General features: G+C 63.3%; 14 protein-coding genes. 2 read left to right on the top strand and 12 right to left on the bottom strand.

The features are described from left to right. Window positions 1-73: 73 nt before the first annotated feature. Window positions 74-271, bottom strand: coding sequence for a hypothetical protein (locus NKJ01_RS29110; protein WP_352608307.1), 198 nt, complete (start codon window positions 269-271; stop codon window positions 74-76). Window positions 272-515: 244 nt separating this feature from the next. On the opposite strand from NKJ01_RS29110, the gene NKJ01_RS29105 reads away from it, so the two are divergent. After that, window positions 516-701 carry a hypothetical protein gene (locus NKJ01_RS29105; RefSeq protein WP_023757900.1) on the top strand — a complete coding sequence of 62 codons (186 nt, stop codon included), beginning with the start codon at window positions 516-518 and terminating at the stop codon, window positions 699-701. Window positions 702-743: 42 nt separating this feature from the next. Here NKJ01_RS29105 and NKJ01_RS29100 read toward each other — a convergent pair whose 3' ends face one another. The 11 genes from NKJ01_RS29100 to NKJ01_RS29050 form a co-directional block, all read right to left on the bottom strand. Next, a complete protein-coding gene (locus tag NKJ01_RS29100; protein ID WP_352733402.1) occupies window positions 744-1,493 on the bottom strand; it encodes a metallophosphoesterase family protein in 750 nt (249 codons plus the stop codon). Beyond that, the gene (locus NKJ01_RS29095; RefSeq protein WP_023757902.1) at window positions 1,486-2,295 is read right to left on the bottom strand and encodes a nucleotidyltransferase family protein; all 810 of its coding nucleotides are present in this window, start codon (window positions 2,293-2,295) and stop codon (window positions 1,486-1,488) included. Before NKJ01_RS29095 ends, NKJ01_RS29100 begins: the two co-directional genes overlap by 8 nt. 391 nt (window positions 2,296-2,686) lie before the next feature. Then, the gene (locus NKJ01_RS29090) at window positions 2,687-3,559 is read right to left on the bottom strand and encodes an aldose 1-epimerase family protein (RefSeq protein ID WP_352608287.1); all 873 of its coding nucleotides are present in this window, start codon (window positions 3,557-3,559) and stop codon (window positions 2,687-2,689) included. Between the two features lie 98 nt (window positions 3,560-3,657). Further along, complete coding sequence (locus NKJ01_RS29085; RefSeq protein ID WP_352733398.1) at window positions 3,658-5,985, bottom strand: xanthine dehydrogenase family protein molybdopterin-binding subunit; 2,328 nt, start codon at window positions 5,983-5,985, stop codon at window positions 3,658-3,660. A gap of 79 nt (window positions 5,986-6,064) precedes the next feature. Next, window positions 6,065-6,535: a nuclear transport factor 2 family protein gene (locus NKJ01_RS29080; RefSeq protein WP_352733395.1), complete on the bottom strand. Its 471-nt coding sequence runs from the start codon at window positions 6,533-6,535 to the stop codon at window positions 6,065-6,067. An 82-nt stretch (window positions 6,536-6,617) separates the two neighbouring features. Next, the gene (locus tag NKJ01_RS29075) at window positions 6,618-7,607 is read right to left on the bottom strand and encodes an FAD binding domain-containing protein (RefSeq protein ID WP_352733392.1); all 990 of its coding nucleotides are present in this window, start codon (window positions 7,605-7,607) and stop codon (window positions 6,618-6,620) included. A 3-nt stretch (window positions 7,608-7,610) separates the two neighbouring features. After that, complete coding sequence (locus NKJ01_RS29070) at window positions 7,611-8,270, bottom strand: 2Fe-2S iron-sulfur cluster-binding protein (protein WP_352733389.1); 660 nt, start codon at window positions 8,268-8,270, stop codon at window positions 7,611-7,613. A gap of 136 nt (window positions 8,271-8,406) precedes the next feature. Further along, complete coding sequence (locus tag NKJ01_RS29065; protein ID WP_352733387.1) at window positions 8,407-9,285, bottom strand: helix-turn-helix domain-containing protein; 879 nt, start codon at window positions 9,283-9,285, stop codon at window positions 8,407-8,409. A 140-nt stretch (window positions 9,286-9,425) separates the two neighbouring features. Then, window positions 9,426-10,142 carry a Bax inhibitor-1/YccA family protein gene (locus NKJ01_RS29060; protein ID WP_023757909.1) on the bottom strand — a complete coding sequence of 239 codons (717 nt, stop codon included), beginning with the start codon at window positions 10,140-10,142 and terminating at the stop codon, window positions 9,426-9,428. Window positions 10,143-10,184: 42 nt separating this feature from the next. After that, entirely contained in the window at window positions 10,185-10,958 is a 774-nt protein-coding gene (locus NKJ01_RS29055; protein ID WP_352733384.1) for an anti-sigma factor family protein, read from the bottom strand. Further along, window positions 10,955-11,476, bottom strand: coding sequence for a sigma-70 family RNA polymerase sigma factor (locus tag NKJ01_RS29050; protein WP_352733381.1), 522 nt, complete (start codon window positions 11,474-11,476; stop codon window positions 10,955-10,957). Before NKJ01_RS29050 ends, NKJ01_RS29055 begins: the two co-directional genes overlap by 4 nt. A 186-nt stretch (window positions 11,477-11,662) precedes the next feature. On the opposite strand from NKJ01_RS29050, the gene NKJ01_RS29045 reads away from it, so the two are divergent. Then, entirely contained in the window at window positions 11,663-12,847 is a 1,185-nt protein-coding gene (locus NKJ01_RS29045; RefSeq protein ID WP_352733378.1) for an amino acid aminotransferase, read from the top strand. Window positions 12,848-12,981: the final 134 nt, after the last annotated feature.

Genomic DNA, 12,981 nt, shown 5'->3' with positions numbered 1-12,981 from the left:
CCCCTTGGAAGAATCAGCCGAGCTTTGAAGCGTCACCACGGCTGCGTGCCTGGTCTTGCTTCTTTTCGGGCTCCTAGACGCCGAGTACGAGACGAACGCGGTTGTCGTCAATTGTCCGCTTGCTTCGACTTGCGGTCTCGCGCTTGCGAACAGATGTCGCCTGGACTGGAGGCTCTTCATTCTCGTCCGGATTGGGCAGCGGAGTTTCGTCCGGCAGCCCTTCGGGTTCAGGCTCCTCGATCGGCTCAGGCTTCCACGTCGGAGCCGGCATGGGTACATCGCGATTTGGATCGGGTTCTCTTGGCTGGGGCATCGAGGTCATCTCCGTTCAGCCTGGACAACTCATCCACCACGCCATGGTTCCTGGCTAAACCCCTTACCGCTCTGATCATTGCGCAGTGGAATCGCACATGCTGGTGGTCGCGACGAGGCCTTGGCCTTCGGGTTTTGCATATCTTTCGGAACCGGTCCGATTCTCAAGCCGTTGTCTTGGAAAGACAGCGAGGAGAACCGCCATGAAGGACAAGGCAGCAGATTTCGAAAACACCTTGCCGCAGGTTGCCATCGACGATCTCCAGGTGCGGCAGCTTGCCGTCGCAACCGATTTGCCCTCCAAGCAAGCCCGCGAACTGGTGCGTCGCCACGGCAACGACCCCAAGAAGCTGGAAGAGCTGGCGAAGTCGATCAACGCAGCGAATTGAACCAGGTCGATTGAACCTGGTCAGGCTACATGCCGACGCGCATCAGATGTCGAGCAAGGCATAGGGGCGGCCGCTCGGCTTGGCCACATGCATGGCGACGTTGTAGACCTTGGCTCCGCCAGGCGTTTGACCTTTGTACGAGCCGCGATGCGCATGGCCATGCACGACGGCGCTGACCTGGAACCGATCGATCGTCTCCGCTAGACGTGAAGAGCCCAGAAACGGGAATATCTCCGGCGGCTCTCCTGCAACGGTCTCCACGACCGGCGCGTAGTGAAGGACCACGATCGTGCGTTTCGCGCGGACCTGCCGCATCGCATTTTCGAGCCGCATTGCTTCGCTGACGCTTTCCGCGACCATCGCTTTGATCGCCGGTTCGCCGAAGGAGCCAAGCATGCGCGACCCGAAACCGCCTACGAACCCCTTCACACCGACAAAGCCGACCTCCCCAATTTCGATCGCCTGCCCGTCGAGGAGGTGAACATCCGCCTGGCGCAGGATCTTGGTGACATCTTCCGCCGCATCGGACTCGTAGTCATGATTGCCGAGCACGGCCACCACCGGGATCGAGCAATTGCGCAGATCCTCGGCGAGGAGCTCCGCCTCGCTAGGCTTACCGAGATTGGTGAGATCGCCCGCGAGTACGAGTACATCGGCTTCGCGCGATATCTCGCCGAAAAGGTCGCGATAAGAGGCATGGCCATCTTCCCTGACATGCAGGTCGCCTAGCGCGGCAATCTTGAGCATGCGTTTGCCGTCCGCCGGCGTGGCCTTCCTGGTGCGTTCAGCCATCGCGAAATTCTCCCGCGCCGCCGACGCCGGCAAAGCCCCATTCCTTGACATCGATTTCGTAGTCGACTTGCGAAAGCAGGCGCCCGCGACAGATCTTCATTCTAGGAGACGGCAATTGTCGCTGCTTGGCGAGGCGGTCCAGCAGTTCATCGAGCAGCCAAGCCGGAACATGATCGCGCTCGCTCGGATAGATCCACCTGAAATTGAGCAGGTGCATCAGCAGCACCTCCCAATGAACCTCCAGATAGGAAAGCAGCCTGTGCCAGTCGATCTGGTCATGCGCCTTGAGAATCGTATGAGCGATATCGGCTCCGTCGTGACGCCCCCTGTCCTGGATGAAGCATTTGGACCAGACGAGCTCGGTCGGCCCGATAATTCTCACCCGGTTGCCCAGCAGCTCGGTCTGCCGGGCGTGTTCCAGCCACAGATCGCCAACAGGCATCATGCCATTGGCGGAGCCGAAAATGACATCGAAGAAATGCGTGCCCTTGAACACTTTTCCAAGCCACCGATCGTCTTCGATTTCGACCGCATATCCAAGCTGTTTGAAATGGGCGAGGATGCGCGCATAGTCGCCCGCCTTACAGAAGATATCGAGATCCTTGGTCTGGCGGGTGACGCCCGTGTAGGCGCTTAAGGCGTATGTTCCAGCGACAAGAAAAGGAATGTCCGTGCCGGTGAGTTCGCGGATCGCCTCCGAATAGAACACCTCGGCCTCGGTGTTGTTGAGTGTCGGCGCGGCCTTTGCATCAATCGTGGGAAGCGTAACCAGAACGTTTTCAGGTGAACGACCATTGGTCATGATATGATGACTCCAATCCGACGGCCAACGACCGCCCGCTGGAGTAACAACGTGAACCGCACCCGGTTCCGCCGGCGGGGGGCAGTCGAGTGGATTCGTTCTCGTCCTGTCGGCACTGACCGCCGCGCGCCTTCTCCTCAATGTGACCGGGTTCCTTCGCAGCCTTCGCCGGTGCGTTGGCTGACGGAGCATCAAACGAAAAACCCGCCTGTAAGGCGGGTCACTGGCGCGAATCAGCACCATAGGCAAACTTGTACCATAGCTGAGGTCACGGAATCAAGAAAAAATTCCTATCGGTGAAAAGCTGCCGGCGCAAAAGCTGCCAACACCGCCGAACTGGGGCTGTCGTCAGGCATTGGGCACCGCCGGTGTGGCTGGATCTGCCGGCACGTCACAGCAGCCGTATCTGATAGCTCAGCACGCGCTTCCCACCGGGCGCGATCCGCATCAGTCCCGGCTTGTCGACAAAATCGCCGTCGAAGTCCACCGGGCTTGCTATGCCGTGCCAGGGTTCGATGCACAGGAACGGCGCGCCACTCGGCTTTGACCAGATGCCCAACTCCTGAACCCCTTGCCACGACATCTCTATCGCCGGACCACGCTCGGAGGCGTAGCGCACGCTGGTGCTGGCAGGTCGATCGAGAATGACCGCGTCCTCATCGAACAGCCGTTCGGAGAGCTTGAGGATATTGCCCTCGACAGGCGTCGGCTGCGGCGTCGGCAACAGCAAACCGTCCTTCAGCCGGCGGATCGGCGCACCCTCGTCCTCGGCAAAGGCCAGCTGGTAATCCGTCTTGGCCAGCTCCGGCAGCAATGGCCAATTGAATGCCGGGTGCGCCCCGATCGACGCTGGCAGCGGCTCGTCGCCAGTGTTGGTGATGTCGAAGGTCACGCCGAGCTGCCGGCGGTCCAACGTGTAGGTCACCGCCAGGCGAAAGGCGAATGGGTAGTGTGCGCGGGTATCGGCGTCGTCGGTGAGAACCAGCGTGCAGGACCCTGGCCGCCTCTGCGCCCAGGCAAACGGCTTGTCGCGCGCGAACCCATGCTGCGTCATCGGATAGGTTCGGCCGCGATGGCGCAACTGGTCGCCCTTGAGCCGCCCGACGATCGGGAACAGCACCGGCGAGTGACGCCGCCATTCCGGGCCGGCCTGCCATAGAAACTCTGTGCCGTCGGCATCGCGCAGAGAGACCAGTTCGGCGCCCTGCCCGACGACAGTCGCCGAGATGCCGTCGCCGTGAAGCGTCTGGCTATCCTGTTCCATATGTCCTCGCGGTTTGCTGGCGGGACAGTCAGGTTAGCAAAAGCCTTCGCGGACTCAAGGGCGAGCGTGTTGGCGCCTTCGTCCTGGTGCTTGCCGGATCAGATGGCGGTCAAGGGCAAGCCAGGCAGCACCTTGTCAAGGGTGATCGGAAATTCGCGCACCCTGACGCCGGTGGCGTTGTAGACGGCGTTGGCGGCAGCAGCCCCCGCCCCGCAGACGCCAAGTTCGCCTAATCCCTTGGCGCCGAGTGGATTGGCCTTGTCATCGTGTTCCTCGAGGAAGACGACCTCCATCGCGCCGATATCGGCATTGACCGGGACGTGATACTCGGCAAGGTCGTGGTTGACGAAGTGGCCGTGGCGCCGATCGAGCACCGTCTCCTCCATCAGCGCGGCGCCGATGCCCCAGCTCATGCCGCCGATGATTTGTGAGCGCGCGGTTTTCGGGTTGAGGATGCGGCCGGCGCCAATCACTGCCAGAAAGCGACGCATCCGGATTTCGCCGGTATCGCAATCGACCGCGACCTCGGCGAAATGGGCGCCGTGTGAGTGCTGGGAATAAGCCTTGTAGGTTTCGGTGGCATTGGCGGCGGCAACTGAGCCTTCGGCCTCGAACCCGTCCGGGGCAATATTGCGAATGAGATCGCTCAGCCTTGCCGAACGCTCGCCGATCCTGACTTCGCCGTGGGCGAAGTTCGCCTCGCTGACATTGACGCCACGGAACGGCGAAGCTTCGCTCGACCGCGCCACTTCCAGGATCCGCTGCTTGAGGATGCTGCACGCCTGATGCAGCGCGGAACCCGAACTCGTCGCACCCCAGGAGCCGCCGGAGCCGGCGGTGCGCGGGAAAAGGCTGTCGCCAAGCTCCACCTTGACAGATGAGAGCGGCAAGCCAAGGTTTTGCGCGACGATCTGAGTCAAGATCGTATAGGTGCCGGTGCCGATATCTGTCATGTCGAGCCGTGCCGTGACCTGGCCGTCCCGGTCGATCGCGACCCGCGCCGTCGTCGCGCCTATATAGTTCGGACGGATCGCCGCCGCCATGCCGTAGCCAATGAGCTTGCGGCCCTCCCGGGTACGGCCGGGCACCGGATCCCGCCCCTGCCAGCCGAAGCGACGCGCACCCTCCTCCATGCAGGCCACGAGGTTGCGGGTCGAAAACGGCACACTGCGCTCCGGATCCTGTGTCGGCTCGTTGCGAATCCTGAGTTCGATCGGATCCAGCCCGAGACGTTCGGCAAGTTCGTCCATGGCGCATTCGAAGGCTAGCATGCCCGGCGCTTCGCCAGGCGAGCGCATCCATTCGCCGCGGTTGATATCGAGTCGAACCAAGCGATGGCGGGTGAGGCGGTTCGGCGCCGCGTAGAGCGAGCGGGCAAAGGCTGCCGTCTGCTCGCAATACTCCTCGAAGCTCGACGTCGCCGACCAGACGTCATGCGAGATCCCGGTGAGCCGTCCGTCACTATCCGCACCGAAACGCAGCTGGTGGATCATCTCGGCGCGATGGCCGGTGTTAGCGAACATCTGCTGGCGCGTAAGCGCGATCTTTACCGGACGCTGCAAGACCCGCGCTGCAAGCGCTGCCAGCACCGTGTCGGCATGGATAATCAACTTGGAACCGAAGCCTCCGCCGACGAAGGGGCTGACGATGCGCACGCGCTCCGGCGGCATGCCGAGCGTGGTGGCAATGCCTGCCCTGTAATTCGCAAGCGTTTGCGCCGATGTATGGATCGTCAACTCGTCTCCTGACCAGACGGCGATCGTCGCATGCGGTTCCATTGGGTTATGGTGCTCGAAGGGCGTCCGATACGTGGCATCGACCTTGACCGGAGCTTGTGCGAAGGCGCTCTCGAAGTCGCCGACAACGCTGTCCGTCGCCAGGCCAGCATTTGTTCGCCTGGGTGCATAGGCATCGCTGAGATGCGCTTGTAGATCGTAGGTGCCCACCTCCTCTTCGTAGCGCACCTTGATGAGTCCCGCGGCGGCGCGCGCCGCCTCGAACGTCTCCGCGACGACCAGCGCCACCGGCTCGTCATAGTAGCGTACGCGGTCACTGTTGAGCGCCGGTCGGGCGCGCGTGAAAACCTCTGGCACGGTCGGTGTCACCGCCGGGCCAAAATCCGGTTGTGGCGGAGCATTCCGGTGCGTCATGACGCCGACTACGCCCGGTGCTCTTTCGGCGTCCGAGATATCGATCTCCATGATGCGACCCTTGGCGATGGCGGCGCCGAGGACATAGCCATAAGCTACGCCGTCGATTGCATGCTCATAGGCGTAAGTCGCGCGGCCCGTCACCTTGAACGGCCCGTCGATCCGGTCGACCGGACGACCGATGAATTCGACATGAGGGGAAGATTTCACCGTTGAACGGGAAACAAAGCCGGTCGAATCGGCGGACTGTCCGCGAAGCGTCGTGGTCTTGTGCATAGGCTCACCTGGAATGTTTAGTTCTCGGAAACTCACATAGCCGCAGCATGGCTCTTCGTGATCGCCGCGCAGCTGCTGTTCACGTAGCAATATCGCCGAAATACTCTCGAAACTCGATCAGCCGCCCCGTCGGGCCGGCCCGCATGAAAAGCGCATGCAGGCCCATATAGGGCCCGCCGCCGATCGTCCCACTCCCGCGATCGCAAATGATGATCCAATCGGAGGCGAAGAGCTTAAGATCAACGATCGATTCCGTGATCCTGTTACCCTGCGCTTTATGTGCGGCGGTCCACGCTGCGAGCGCGCGCTTGCCGTTCGGCGGTTCGTGTCTACCCCGTTGCTCACCAACCGGAAATTGGAAGGTCATCGTCTCGTCGCAACGATCGAGGAAGGCCGACCAGTCGCCGGAAGCCCAGCCGGCGAAGAAGGCTTCCACGGCCGCTTCAAGTTCGCGACGAAGCTCAGTATCTGACGTGGCGCCCCAAGCGGCGGCAGGGGAGACGAGAAGGCCGCCACCGGCGACTGTAACGGCACGTCGTGTGAGTTTCATGTCTATCTCCTTGCCACCGGCCCGTCGACTGCGGGACAAACATCTAGGAACGGCCGTTCGGAGCCATCGTCTCTGCTTGACCTTACGCGCGCTCGACCGCGGCTGCGGCAAGCGTGTGCCGCACCGTCCGTTTCGCCAGCGGGATCTTGAAATCATTGTCGCCATGCCCGACTGCCTCGGCCAGCGCGGCTTCGGCGGCTTCGGTAAAAGCGCTATCGGACGCCACCGAGCCGGCGAGCGTTTGTTCAGCCGCGGTCGCGCGCCAGGGCTTGGCCGCGACGCCGCCCATGGCGATGCGGGCGCTGCGTATGCGATCGCCACTTTTCTCGACGACCGCCGCCACCGACACCAGCGCGAAAGCATAGGAGGCGCGGTCGCGCACCTTGCGGTAGAGTTGCCGACCGGGCGGAGGAGGCGGCAAGGTGACCGCGGTGATCATCTCCCCATGACCGAGCGTGGTCTCCACGTCGGGCGTTGTCCCGGGCAGGCGATGGAGATCGCCGATCGGAATGGTGCGAGCTTCGCCAACTGGCGACAAGGTCTCGATCCTGGCGTCGAGCCCGGCCATGGCAACCGCCATGTCAGAGGGATGAACCGCAATGCAGGCGTCGCTTGCACCGAGGATTGCATGCACGCGGTTGAAACCTTGCAGCGCGGCACAACCGGAACCCGGCTCGCGCTTGTTGCACGGCATGTTGCGGTCGTAGAAATAGAAGCAGCGCGTGCGCTGCAGGAGATTGCCGGCCGTCGAGGCCTTGTTGCGGATCTGACCGGAAGCCCCCGCCAGCAGCGCTTGCGAGAGCATCGGGTATTGCGACCTCACCCGCGGCTCGGCGGCAAGATCGCTGTTGCGGACCTGCGCGCCGATGCGCAGGCCGCCCTCCTCTGTTTCCTCGATCCGGTCGAGCGGCAGGCGGCTGACGTCGACGAGATGCGCCGGCTGCTCGATATCGAGCTTCATCAGGTCGAGGAGATTGGTGCCGCCGCTGATGAATTTGGCATCCGGCCGATTGGCAACCGCGGCGGCCGCCTCTTCCGCACTCCCGGCGCGTTCATAAGTGAAAGCCCGCATCGCTCACGCCTCCCCTGCCGCGTCGCGGATGGCGGCGACGATGTTCGGATAGGCAGCACAACGGCAGATGTTGCCGCTCATCCGTTCGCGGATCTCGGCATCGTCGAGCGCGACCGAGGCTGCCGCCACTTCGTCGCTGGCATGGCTCGGCCAACCCTCCCTGGCCTCGCCCAGCATGCCAACTGCGGAGCAGATCTGGCCGGGCGTGCAATATCCGCACTGGAAGCCGTCGCGTGCAATGAAGGCGGCCTGAACGGGATGAAGCCGGTCGCCGTCGGCGAGCCCTTCGACAGTGGTGATCTCGTCGCCCTCATGCATGACAGCGAGCGTCAGGCAAGAATTGATCCGACGCCCGTTGACGAGGACGGTGCAGGCGCCGCACTGGCCGTGATCACAGCCTTTTTTCGAACCGGTAAGGCCGAGATGATTGCGGAACGTGTCGAGCAGCGTTGTCCGCGGATCGAGCTCGACGGCAAAGTCCCTGGCGTTGATGCGCAGCGACACCGGCATCGTTGGTCCCGGCGTGGTGGATGCGGCTGCGACGGCGGGCTCCATTTGCTGGGCTTCAACCGGTAGCCCGGTTGCCAGCAGCAGACCGGTCGCGGCCCCTCCCTCCAGCACCGCTCGACGTGTCGGTCCGTTCCTGTTGTCCGTCTCAGCCATGCGTGATCTCCCGGGCGCAGTGATAAGGGGTCGACAGCGACCCCGGCCCGACAGCGGGCGCGTCGGGTGCGCTCATTGACGCTTATGGACGTGGTCGGGCAGGCTCGGCATTTCTTTCAGGAAATCGGCGGAACTATCAGGATTCCGGAGAAAACTGCACCCGGTAGGCCCGCGGAGTCAGGCCTCTGAGGCGCCGGAACGTCGCGGTGAAGTGGCTCTGGCTCGAGAAGCCGAAGCGAAAGGCAATGGTGCTGATGGATGACCCGGTTTCACGCAGAACGACCTCCGCCCGCCGGACCCGCTCCTCGATCACATAGGCGTAGGGTGCGAGACCGGTCGTCGCCTTGAAGCGGCGCGCAAACGTGTCGACTCCCATCTCTGCGACAGCCGCCAGCTCGCGTAGTGAAATGTCGGAGTTGATGCGTGCCTCGATGTATTCCCGGATGCGGGCAAACGTGCGGCGGCTGAGACGGCCGTAACGCGGAGCCGGGAGTTGCTTGCCGGCCAGCATCGCCACGCGCATGCTGACGAGCGCTGCCAGATGCTCGACATAGCCGGTGTCCGGCCGGTGACCGAGCGCCATCTCGACCCGGAGCGAACTCAAAAGCGTTGCGATGACGTTGTCGCTCCTGTTCACCAGGATCGGCGTATCCGCAAGCCTTTCGCTTCCTGGAAATTCGGGATCGATCCACAGGGCCGAATAGGAAAGATTGACATCCCGGTAGATGCCGAGCCGCTCCGCGCCGGCGGGGACGAAGGTGAGGTCTCCCGGACGATCCATCCCGTCGTAGACGGACTTTTCCCCGGAGCGGATCGATGTATGCGACGTCCCGCCTTCCTCAGTCAGTACGATCAGATGGTCGGGAGCTGTCCAGCGGAGCTCTGCGTCCCGGCACACCCAGCGCCGATTGTCGAAAACGACCGAAGAGTCGACCCAGGCTGCCGTTTGCAGGGCTTCCGACTTCTCCTCCCGGCTCCGAATCCGTCCGTGACCAAGCAAGGGTCTGAATGACATCGCGATATTTTACTGATCCACTTTTGAGCAACAGAACGCTCGGTTTGGGATTATTCGCCTGGCCTCCGATGGGAAGATGATCAGCACGGAAGCCCAGGCCTGCCCGATCTGGCCGACCGGGCAGGCCCGTTGGAACGGGATTACTCGCGCTCGCCGGTGAAATTCAACAGCAGCTGGAAGATGTTGATGAAATTCAGATAGAGCGACAAGGCGCCGAAGACGGCCAGCTTCTGGCGCGATTCGCCGTCGAAATTCTCGGCATACTGCTCCTTGATCGTCTGGGTGTCCCAGGCGGTCAGGCCGATGAACACGGCAATGCCGATAACCGAGATGGCGAACTGCAGCGCGGTCGAGCCGAGGAAAATGTTGACGATGCTGGCAATCACCACGCCGATCAGGCCCATGATCAGGAACGACGAGAACTGGGTGAGGTCGCGCCTGGTCGTGTAGCCGTAGAGGCTGGTGGCGCCGAACATGGTGGCGGCGATGAAAAAAGTGCGCGCGATGCTGGTTCCGGTGAAGACCAGGAATACCGAGGCGAGCGACAGGCCCATGACCGCGCAGAAGGCCCAGAACATCGCCTGGGCGCTGGCCGCCGACATTGTCTGCATCTTGAACGAGAACAGCAAGACGAAGGCCAGCGGCGCCAGCATCACCACCCATTTCAGCGGGCTGGAGAAGATCGGCACATAGAGCGCCGGCGTCGACGAGATCATCAAGGCAACGAGGCCGGTGACCACCAGGCCGACGCCCATGTAGTTGTAGACGCGCAGCATATGCTGACGCAGCCCCTCGTCAAAAATGGCTCTGGTTTGGGCGCCGGTGCCGACGCGGTATCCCAGGTTGGGCGTGTTCATTTGCATTCTCCTTTCTAGATCGGTCGGTAAGGCGTGGATCGATCAGTAAAGCGTCTTGGCGAGCGTCTCGGCGGCGCGGTCGAGGTCGCGGACCCCGCTTTGTCCGACCACCGCATAGGCGACCTCGCCGATCTGGAAGTAGGCCGACGAGATATCGCCCAAGGGCGCGATGGTCGGCTTGACGACGTCGAAGGTTCCAGGCCGGATCGCGAACAGCGACACCAGCCCCATGTCTTTCGTCTCGACCGCCATCTCGACGCTCGGCCCAAAGCGCGACGGGTAGATCTGCACGTCGCGGACTTTCCAGTCCGTTGGCAGCGACGGCATGACGATGGCGGTCGCGGCACGGATCTCGCCGGCGTCGTAATCGGGCGCTTCCGGCTGCGACGGCATGCTTTCGCGCACCAGCGTCGTTCTATGGGCCCGCACCGCCTCATCGACATAGGCAGGCGGCTGTGGCGAGGCGACGACCTTGGTCACCGACATCGGCCCGATGATGCCATTCGCCAGCCAGCCGGCGGCGACGAAGACGGCAACCACCGCCGCGCGCTGCAACACACCGAAGATGCGGCCGCGGGCAAGCCCCCTCTCCAGCCGCCGCGCGGCATCGGCGGTCGCTGGCCGCGCCATGCCCTTGGGGCCGGCAAGCGCCACGCGCAGTTCATCGCGGGTGCGGAGATCGGACATCACGCGCGCCGCTGCTTCCGGCCGGGCCGACAGAAATGCCTCGACCTCGATGCGGCGGGTGACATCGATCTGGTCGTCGACATAGGCGTCGAGGTCGATATCGGTCACGGGATCGACAGCTGCTGTCATGGCGGGCCTCCAACGATCCTAAGGTGGTTCTTCGTCTTCGCGGGCGCCGCCGCCTCCATCTCGCGCAATGCGGCGCGCGCCCTGCCGATGCGTGACATCAACGTTCCCAGCGGCACGCTGCTGGCATCGGCCGCCTGCTGGTAGGACAGCCCCTCGATGGCGACGAGGTGCAGCGCCGAGCGCTGTTCTTCCGGCAGGCTGAAAAAGGCTTCGCGCACTTGAGCCAGGCGCACCGAATGTTCCTGCGGCGCCGGCGTGCTGCCATCGGCAAGATAACCGGCCAGTTGGAGGCGCGCGGCTTCCGACTCGCGGGACCGCATTCTGTCGATGAAGGTGTTGTGGACGATCGACAGCAGCCAGGCGCGCAGGTTTCCACCGGAGCGGAAGGTGCCGCGCCGTTCATACGCACGCACCAGCGCGTCGTGGACGAGATCCTCGGCATCCGTGCTGTCGCGCGTCAGCGAGCGCGCGTAGCGGCGCAGCGAACCCAGCTGTCCTAAGACGTCAAAGCGTGGCATCGACGGTTTCATGTCCTGTTTACGAAGCATGTGGGGATTTTAATCCCTGCCCCGCCAATTTTTTACCGGGTTGGCTTGAGGACATCGTTCGCCCCAGAAAGCTTGTGCAGCCTGAAGCGGCGGGAAAAGCGCTGGCGAAACGTAACCAATTTGCGTATCAATCCGCCGCCCATTGGAGCCGTATCGATGTTTGAAGCCCTGCAGCCCGCCCCCGCCGACAAGATCCTGGCCCTGATCGGCCTTTATCGCGCCGACCCGCGGCCCGACAAGGTCGACCTCGGTGTCGGCGTCTACAAGGATCGCGACGGCAAGACGCCGGTCATGCGGGCGGTGCGCGAAGCCGAAAAGCGGCTGCTGCAGGGGCAGGACACCAAGACCTATCTCGGCCTTGCCGGCGATATCGGTTTCAACACGGTAATGGCCAAGCTCGCCTTCGGCCCCGGCGCCGACATGACGCGCATCCGCGCGGCACAGGCGCCCGGCGGCTCCGGCGCGCTGCGGCTGGCGGCGGAATTGCTCAAGCGGACACGCTCGGACGCGACCATCTGGCTGTCGGACCCGACCTGGCCGAACCACATGCCGGTGATGCGTGCTGCCGGCCTGCAGATCCGTGAATACCCCTATTTCGACGCCGCCTCGGGCACAGTGCGCTTCGACGACATGCTGGCGGCGTTGCGAACGGCAAAAAAGGGTGACGAGGTGTTGCTGCACGGCTGCTGCCACAACCCGACCGGCGCCAATCTGGACGCGGCACAGTGGGCGGCCGTAACCGAGCTGGTCGTCGAGTGCGAGTTGCTGCCATTTGTCGACATCGCCTATCAGGGCTTTGGCGATGGCCTCGAGGCCGATGCCCTCGGGTTGCGCCTGCTGGCGGCGAAGGTTCCGGAAATGGTCGTCGCCTCGAGCTGCTCGAAGAATTTTGCCGTCTACCGCGACCGCGTCGGCGCGGCGATGATCCTGGCCAGGGACGGCGCACAGGCCGATGTGGCGATGAGCCAGATGCTGTCGGCGGCGCGCGCCATGTATTCGATGCCACCGGACCACGGTGCTGCCGCCGTGCGCATCGTGCTCGAAGACGCCGCTCTGCGTGCAGACTGGGAGGCCGAACTCGAAGAGATGCGCCTGCGCATGCTCAGACTCCGTGTCCAGTTCGCCGAGGCACTGCGGCGTCAGTCCAATTCCGACCGTTTCGATTTCGTCGCCAATCATCGCGGCATGTTCTCCCGCCTTGGCCTCACGGAAGCGCAGGTCGAACGACTGCGTTCCGAGCACGGCATCTACATGGTCGGCGACAGCCGCATCAATGTTGCCGGCCTGCCCGAGGATGGAATGGACGAACTCGCCAAGGCGATCGTCTCTGTCCTCGACTGAGGCGGCTCACTTGTGGACAAGGCTCCCGGGGGCGCGCGGCCGCGGGGTGGCCGACGGCCGCCGCGGGGCCGGTAGAGGTCGTGGGAACACCGTTCAGGGCCGCAAAGACAGCTGACACATTTGTAGTTATTAGT

This window comes from Mesorhizobium sp. M0276 (genome assembly GCF_040321755.1).
GTDB lineage: Bacteria > Pseudomonadota > Alphaproteobacteria > Rhizobiales > Rhizobiaceae > Mesorhizobium.
The sequence above is the reverse complement of the archived record's forward strand: the minus strand, read 5'-3'. Positions and strand labels throughout refer to the sequence as shown.

What these genes read in the sequence shown, in the direction of transcription:
- NKJ01_RS29110 (WP_352608307.1), bottom strand. Translation starts at nt 271, where the DNA reads ATGCCGGCTCCGACGTGGAAGCCTGAGCCGATCGAGGAGCCTGAACCC.
- NKJ01_RS29105 (WP_023757900.1), top strand. Translation starts at nt 516, where the DNA reads ATGAAGGACAAGGCAGCAGATTTCGAAAACACCTTGCCGCAGGTTGCC.
- NKJ01_RS29100 (WP_352733402.1), bottom strand. Translation starts at nt 1,493, where the DNA reads ATGGCTGAACGCACCAGGAAGGCCACGCCGGCGGACGGCAAACGCATG.
- NKJ01_RS29095 (WP_023757902.1), bottom strand. Translation starts at nt 2,295, where the DNA reads ATGACCAATGGTCGTTCACCTGAAAACGTTCTGGTTACGCTTCCCACG.
- NKJ01_RS29090 (WP_352608287.1), bottom strand. Translation starts at nt 3,559, where the DNA reads ATGGAACAGGATAGCCAGACGCTTCACGGCGACGGCATCTCGGCGACT.
- NKJ01_RS29085 (WP_352733398.1), bottom strand. Translation starts at nt 5,985, where the DNA reads ATGCACAAGACCACGACGCTTCGCGGACAGTCCGCCGATTCGACCGGC.
- NKJ01_RS29080 (WP_352733395.1), bottom strand. Translation starts at nt 6,535, where the DNA reads ATGAAACTCACACGACGTGCCGTTACAGTCGCCGGTGGCGGCCTTCTC.
- NKJ01_RS29075 (WP_352733392.1), bottom strand. Translation starts at nt 7,607, where the DNA reads ATGCGGGCTTTCACTTATGAACGCGCCGGGAGTGCGGAAGAGGCGGCC.
- NKJ01_RS29070 (WP_352733389.1), bottom strand. Translation starts at nt 8,270, where the DNA reads ATGGCTGAGACGGACAACAGGAACGGACCGACACGTCGAGCGGTGCTG.
- NKJ01_RS29065 (WP_352733387.1), bottom strand. Translation starts at nt 9,285, where the DNA reads ATGTCATTCAGACCCTTGCTTGGTCACGGACGGATTCGGAGCCGGGAG.
- NKJ01_RS29060 (WP_023757909.1), bottom strand. Translation starts at nt 10,142, where the DNA reads ATGAACACGCCCAACCTGGGATACCGCGTCGGCACCGGCGCCCAAACC.
- NKJ01_RS29055 (WP_352733384.1), bottom strand. Translation starts at nt 10,958, where the DNA reads ATGACAGCAGCTGTCGATCCCGTGACCGATATCGACCTCGACGCCTAT.
- NKJ01_RS29050 (WP_352733381.1), bottom strand. Translation starts at nt 11,476, where the DNA reads ATGCCACGCTTTGACGTCTTAGGACAGCTGGGTTCGCTGCGCCGCTAC.
- NKJ01_RS29045 (WP_352733378.1), top strand. Translation starts at nt 11,663, where the DNA reads ATGTTTGAAGCCCTGCAGCCCGCCCCCGCCGACAAGATCCTGGCCCTG.